7 protein-coding genes are annotated in these 7,030 nt (G+C 57.4%); all 7 read left to right on the forward strand.

Annotated elements, in window-relative coordinates; all coding sequences use genetic code 11:
• Positions 1-227, forward strand: a 227-nt coding sequence (locus AC4GMC_RS16485) for a phage major capsid protein (RefSeq protein WP_488052103.1), incomplete at its 5' end; no start/stop codon positions are given.
• 266 nt (positions 228-493) lie between these two features.
• Positions 494-685, forward strand: a complete 192-nt coding sequence (locus AC4GMC_RS16490) for a hypothetical protein (RefSeq protein ID WP_487877859.1) — start codon at positions 494-496, stop codon at positions 683-685.
• 62 nt (positions 686-747) lie between these two features.
• Complete coding sequence (locus tag AC4GMC_RS16495) at positions 748-1,122, forward strand: MerR family transcriptional regulator (protein WP_487877860.1); 375 nt, start codon at positions 748-750, stop codon at positions 1,120-1,122.
• Between the two features lie 245 nt (positions 1,123-1,367).
• On the forward strand, positions 1,368-1,556 hold the full coding sequence (locus AC4GMC_RS16500) for a hypothetical protein (RefSeq protein ID WP_487877861.1): 189 nt from the start codon (positions 1,368-1,370) through the stop codon (positions 1,554-1,556).
• 10 nt (positions 1,557-1,566) lie between these two features.
• Entirely contained in the window at positions 1,567-5,094 is a 3,528-nt protein-coding gene (locus tag AC4GMC_RS16505; RefSeq protein WP_487880390.1) for a DUF7146 domain-containing protein, read from the forward strand.
• 323 nt (positions 5,095-5,417) lie between these two features.
• Complete coding sequence (locus AC4GMC_RS16510) at positions 5,418-5,663, forward strand: hypothetical protein (protein WP_487877857.1); 246 nt, start codon at positions 5,418-5,420, stop codon at positions 5,661-5,663.
• A gap of 159 nt (positions 5,664-5,822) precedes the next feature.
• Positions 5,823-7,030 (forward strand): phage major capsid protein (locus tag AC4GMC_RS16515; RefSeq protein WP_488052102.1); only part of this gene is annotated, 1,208 nt, incomplete at its 3' end.

A 7,030-nucleotide genomic window follows, 5' to 3' on the forward strand; every position in this document is an offset into this window, starting at 1 on the left:
ACACGACAGCACTACCCGTGGATGGCGGCGCTGGTTCCGATGAGTCACAGATCATCGCCGGTGACTTTAGCCAGATGCTCATGGGCATCCGGTCGGAGATCCGCTTGGAGCTCTTGCGTGAGCGCTTCATGGACAACCTTCAATTCGGGTTGATCGCTCATGCCCGCGTGGACTTTGCCGCAGCGCGTGAGAGTGCCTTTACGGTGCTTGATGGCGTGACGGGCTAACGACGGGATGTGCGCCCGCCTGTTGGGATGCAGGTAGGTCGCATGGGGAGGGGCATCACTTGTCCCTCCCGCCTTTAAGCGCAAACCAGACTGCCCAATGCAGCGTTAGTGCGCCTCGACCCCGTTCAATCAAGAATTTGATATGACATGGATTCACGATTAGCGACCAGGTGGCCCAGCGGGCGGTGGCACAAAACACCCGCAGCGCGGCACTGGTTCCAATTTTAATATCGCCGGGGGCCGCGCAAATTTAAAAAGAGGTGAGGATGCACCCCATTCAAGCATTGTGGCGTCGAATTTTGCTGGAAGGCCTCAAAGACGCACGACGGTCCGACAAAGACGAGGCTTGGATCTGGACACCGGATTTTGAGCAAATTTGCGACTTAGCAGGATTTGAGCCGGAGGCGGTGCGCGAAGGTTTCTATCGGCAAGCTGATCAGAGCGATAGTTTAGGGTGAAACTGATGGCGTTCGTGGTATACCCCGAAGCATCCGTTTACTGCGAACGATTGGAAACCCACATGAAACACACCTTGGGAACAGCCGCAAAGGCGGTTGGAAAGTCAAAGGCAACGATCAGCAAAGCCATAAAAAGCGGGAAAATCAGCGCGCATAAACTGCCTAATGGAAGTTATGAGATCGAGCCGGTCGAGCTGCATAGGGTTTACCCCCCTACCCCATCGCAACCCATTGATGGCGAACGATTGGAAACCCCCTCTGAAACGGGGGTAAACGATATTGAAATCCGTCTGTTACAAGCCGAACTTAAGATGGCACATGCCCGCATTGATGACCTCGAAGGGGACCGCGAACAATGGCGTCAAACAGCTAATAGATTGTTGGAGAAACAAGACCCCCCAAAGGGGTTTCTGGCCCGCTTGCTGGGTCGAAAATAGGATAACCCACAAGAAAAGCAGGATAACCCACAAGATCGAGAAAAAATTAGCTTGGACCACTAGGGGTAGTTCGTTTACACAAGGTTTTGTGGCGATGCTGAAAGCGGACCCACAAACGAGTAAGGCCGGCAGTGCGCTAACACTAACCGGCCTTGAAGATAGGTTTTTGGGCTTAAGTCAAAAACACAAGGAATGGATACATTCCCAAGGTGTCTCGATCAAGCCAAAAAAAAGAGGCTTAAGAGATGACCACCGAACTTTCCTTAACAGACACAGCCGTCGCCCTTCGTAAATTTGGCGTGCGCCCATCATATCAACATGTTTGGCGCGCCGTAATTGCCGGTGAGATCCCCGCAAAAAAAGTTGGCAAGAAGTGGAAGGTGCTGCAGGCGGATCTGCCCAGCATCGCCCAGATCCTCGCAGCGAAAGCGTAAGGGGATGGCCATGACAGACGAAAACACAAACGGGGTTCGCCCTGACGATCGTGGTGCGCGTGCGGAGGCCATACGGCAGGCCCTAAGCGATAGGGCGGAGGATCTTTTCAGGCTAGCATGGGGAGAGCCTACAAAGGCTAACGGCAGGCATTGGCGCGCCCTAGAAACCTCTGCCCGCTCGATGGTGGTGCAGGGCCCTAAGCGTGGTCAATGGTTTGACCATACGGCAGGCACAGGCGGTGACTTGCTCGATCTGGTGGCGATCGAACTCTGCGGATTGAACTCCGCACGAGATGATTTTCCCCGCGTCCTACAAGAGGCCGCAAAATTTTGCGGCATAACCGACAACGAAAACATCGACCTATCCGCGTTGATGGTGCGAAAGGCAGAGCGTGAGGCCAAGAGCGCGCTAGAAGCGGCATCTAAGGCCCAAAGCGACGCCCAGCTGATCAAGGCCCTGCAAGCCCGCGCCCTGCCCCTGAGCGGCAGTCCTGCAGCGTCATATCTGGCAAGCCGTGGCATTGACGTCATGCCCGAGGGGTGGAGTTACCTGCCCCCTATTCATGGTTTGGGCGTCCTGAGCCCTCACAGGCCCGCTCTGGTGGCATGGGCAGTCGATGCGGCAGGACAGGTAACAGGTGGACAGCGCGTCCTAATCCTCAACGATGGCAGCAAGGCCCCCGAGGACCCCCGCAAGCCTGCATTTGGAACGATTGGTGGCAGTCCTGCAAGGATACCGGCACGAGTGGAAGGTGGCCCCCTTTGCATAGCAGAGGGCCCTGAGACAGCGGCAGCGATTGCTCAAGCAACAGGGTTTGAGGTTTGGGCAGTATTCGGTGCAAGCGGTTTTGCGACTGCACCGCCCCCCCTCGATCGGCAGGTGATATTCTGCCCAGACCAAGACGCCACAGACAGCCCTGCAGCCAAGGCATTCGATGCGGCACGCGATGCACATGCGCAGCGTGGCGTAGATGTCTGGGTGGCACGCGCCCCTGAGCCCGAGGGCAGCAAGCGCGACTTGGCAGACACATTGCGGGACAGCGGCCCCGAAGTTGTAGAACGCGCCTTGGCACAAGCGGTGAAGTTTAGGCACCGCGAGGAAGTAGAAGCACCCGCAGGCAACCCACAGCGCCAAATCACAGCGCTACCGCCTGTTATGGATGCTGACCGCGCCCGCACCCGTCTGCAGGCGGAAGTAGCCGAGGGACTGCGCAGGGATGGCGTGACGCTGATCGAAGCGACGCTGGGGCTGGGCAAGACAAGCGCGACAATCAAAGCCCTGCCCGCCCTATTTGATGAGGCCGACAGCAAAGGCATAAATGGAGCCGTTGTGATGGCCTTCCCCATGCACCGGCTGGGACAACAGGTGGTGGCCGATATTGAGGCCACAGTCAAAGGGCGGTCGGTGGTGCAATTATACGGCGTTGAGGCCAAAGACCCTAACAAGCCCGATGAGACGGTTTGCAAACAGCTGGACGCCTACCGCGAGCGCACCGCCCTGCACCTCGACACCAACGAACTTTGCGGATTTTGCCCGTTTGCCGATGATTGCCTTCACCAAAAAAGCATTGGTGCCGTGGCCGATATCTATGTGGTCTCTCACGAACGCCTCAAAGCCGCAGGGACGCCGCTGCGGAGCGATCAGACACTGCTGGCGACGGTTGTTGATGAAAGCCCCTTAAACGCCCTGATGAGCGCAAACAGACGCCCAGTGCCGCTTGCTGCATTGCTCGCCGCGCCCACACGGATGACGCGAAAGAGCAAGGAACTGACAAAGCTTGAACAGGAGGCCGACTTACGGGCGTTCCGCGAAAAGCTGCAAAACACGATTGAGGCGCATGGTCTTGGATATTTACGCCTGACCGACCTGCGCGGGTGGACAAGTGAAGATGCATTGGCCGCGCACAAACTGGAATGGGGCCGCAAGATTGAGGACGAAGAACATCCAGAGATTGCCCACAATAAAACGCTGACAGCCGCCGCCGGTGTGTTTGGCGAAATACAGCGTTCAATTGATGAGGGCATAGCCGAGAACGCCCGCCTGCAAATCAGGCATGGTGAGAACGGATTGGAATGTGTGCTGAGTGGTTTGCGCCCGATAAGCGAATCCTACCGCACAGCGCCCGTGTTGATGTTGGACGCGACAGCGAACGTTGAAGTTGCCGCACTGCTGGCAGGTGAGGCGCTGGCCCATCACGTCGAGATCCGCGCCAAAGAAAACATCACCATCGAGCAGGACCCGAACCTATCGGGGGCAAAATCGTTTTTCTTTGCCAAGGGACAGCCGACCGGCAACGTCGCGAACGCGGCATATTTCGCCAAGGCTAAGGCCATGGAAGGACGCACCGCAGTCATAGGCAACAAGGACACGATTGCCGCGATGGACCTCCCCTCCGAGATCCTGACAGGCCATTTCAACGCCCTGCGCGGCATGAATGAAATGCAAGACGCAGAGCAAGCTATCATCATCGGGCGGACATTGCCCCCGACCGAAGCAATCGCCCGCATGGTTGGTGCGATCTGGGGAACGCCCTGCACTGGAGACCTCGACCACAAAGGCACAACGTGGCGTCCAGTCGAAGATGAACAAGGCATGAGGCTGGAGCAGACAAAGGCCGCAACCCATTCGGACGAACGGGGCGAAATGATTTTGCGCCTGATCCGAGATGCCGAGGTGACACAGGCGATCGGACGTTTGCGCGCCGTGAACAGAACAAATGCACCAGTGAGATGCACCGTCATATCTGATGCAGTGCTGGATTATCCGGTGAGGCTGGTGGACTTGCGACGGACGCTACAGGCGCATGGCACGCTGGGGCCGATGATGGACCGTGGCGCCGTATTCTTGTCTCCATCGCAGGCGTCAAAAGCATACCCCGATTTATATGCCTCAAAGCAAGCTGCAGCTAAAGTTTTGGACCGACTAACTGACTGGGCAACCTTTTCCATAAGGGGTCTATATGGGAAAGGTTGCCCAGTGGTGGAACTGCAAACTCCGAGGGCGCGAAACACGACGCAGGCAATCATCGCGCCGTGGGTTGAGGACGCCGCTACAGAGGTGAAACGACACCTGCCCCAAACCGAGGTGGTAACCCCGACAGCCGAAATCATGAGCCTTCCCGCAGCGCCGGCTTCGATACCTGCCCCAGACGTCGTGCCCGCCGATGTGGTGAATTTACAAGACAGCCGGTCATGGAAGCGACACCGCGCCAAGCTGAACAACATGGCCCATGTTGCATTGGCTGCGCACAAGCGCGTAAGGGCCGCAGGGTTGCCTATAGGCGGACGACTTTCTCAAGTGGCTTTGGCATTGCATGAGACCCAAGACAAAGATGACGTGGCGCGGAAGTTGAACCTGACAGCCAAACAAGTACATGACGTTATGATCGGACTTTATGTCATGGGATTGATCGACGCTGATGGCGCGCTGGATGGCCCGCTGAAGCGCCGCAAGTTGGTTTGGGCAGTTGGCCCTGATAGCCCCATCACAGACGACTACACCGCCCAGAGACGCGCGCTGGTGCGGATGATGGGGTAGGGTGGGTCAAATCTCTAGGGCGATTTTTACGGGACCGGCGCGCAAAGCTTTCTTGTTTCGCGTTTACGGAAATTTTGGGGTAGAAAGGGGCCTTCACGCGCGGGCGCGCCCACGCGCGAGAGATCACCCCCCACAACCTCAAGTGTATTTGCAGGTGTTATGCTTCAGATAACATAACACCCATTCTCAGTTTTAAGCCCCCCTCTGGTTGAAACCGGCACACCGTTCGTCGTCACAAAAATCGCCCTATGGGTTATTTTTTAGAACAATTCTAAATCGAGATATGCTACGATGACAGGGAGCCACAACCGGAGCCCAGAGCTATGACAGACGCTGAAAAGTACCTCCTGGAAGAATTGGTGATTGAAGGCCAAGCCCGCGTCCGAAATGACTTCCACCGCGCGATTGCTGCAATCGCGGAGCAAGAGCACAGCGTTGCCCGCACCGAAATTCACCTGGCTGCGATTGCGCAAGCAGCGGCCTATGGACTGGCTGAATGGCATGGCCCGCAAGAGGCCCAGCGGGTTCTGCGCAAAATGGCAGATGCGTTAGACGCGCCTCAGCATTGATGGGCGAGGCGTTTCATGGTATGGTTTGCACGTTGTCCGCTGATGGCTGGCAACCTCATTCTGTTCCGCTGCTGATGGCAGGCGCACAGATCTTTCCTGACACCTTTTTGTCGGGGGCGATTTTGTGCGCGCCCTGACTATCACACCGGAGACTTTCCCATGAAAGATTTTCAAACCCACGCGACGCGCCTGTCCGCGACGCAACGATCCGCGATCCGTTCACACGCGATGAAACACTGCCGCAAGTTAGCGCTGGACGCTGACGTTCAAGATCTTGAGTGGCCTGAACTTGCCTCGCTGCAAGCTGATGCAAAGCGCGCCGCGCGTGACGTTGCACAAGACGTTACTGACAATACTCCCGAAGCCGTCGCCGCTGCTATGGAAGCTGCACATGATGCGCTGATGGTCCTGATTGACCTGATTAGCGTTGAGATGGATGCGCGCACCGCCCGTGGTAATCGCGGCCCGTCATCCGCGATTGACCTCAGCAGACGTCCGATGTTCGACAACACATCTGCACCGGCATTTGATGGCGGAGACCATCGCTCCGAGGAGCCAGCCGCCTACGCGCTGGAAGCCCGTCAAACGATGCGCTCCTGGGCGCAGGCCAAGGATCACAGCCACGAGAATGTGAGCGCTGGTGCTTATCTGCGCGCCCTCACAACCGGTCCAAAGAACGACGCCGAACGTCGCGCATTGGGTGGCGGAACAGATGCAGCCGGTGGCTTCACTGTCCCAACAGTCACATCATCGGAACTGATCGACCTGGCCCGCGCCGAGATGGTCTTAGCGCAAGCTGGGGCACGGATCGTGCCATTGACGTCTGACCAGACAGTGATTGCCAAAGTTGCTTCTGACCCCGTGCCTGCGTGGCGCGTTGAGAACGCTGCGGTGAATGAGAGCGATCCAACATTTTCTGGCGTCACACTCGCACCGAAATCTTTGGCCGTGATGATCAAAGCATCCGTCGAACTCATGCAGGACAGCCTCAACCTCGAAGCCGAACTGCCTCGGATTCTCGCGCGTGCGCTGGCCGGTGAAATCGACCGCGCTGGTTTGATTGGTTCCGGATCGGGTGCAGAGCCAGAAGGCATTGTGAACTACAGCGGTCTGACAGCAAACACCTATGCAGGCGGCGCATTGGCAAGCTATGGCCCGCTGCTGAACGCCCGTGGCGCGCTGCATGGAGCGAATGAGCGTCTGACAGGGTTCATCCTCGCGTCTCGCGATGAGAACGCCCTAGCAGGCCTCACAGCAACAGACGGACAACCCCTGATGTTGCCGCGTGCGCTTGAGCAGGTGCCGATGCTTCACACGACAGCACTACCCGTGGATGGCGGCGCTGGTTCCGATGAGTCACAGATCAT

The organism is Thalassobacter sp. (assembly GCF_982993085.1).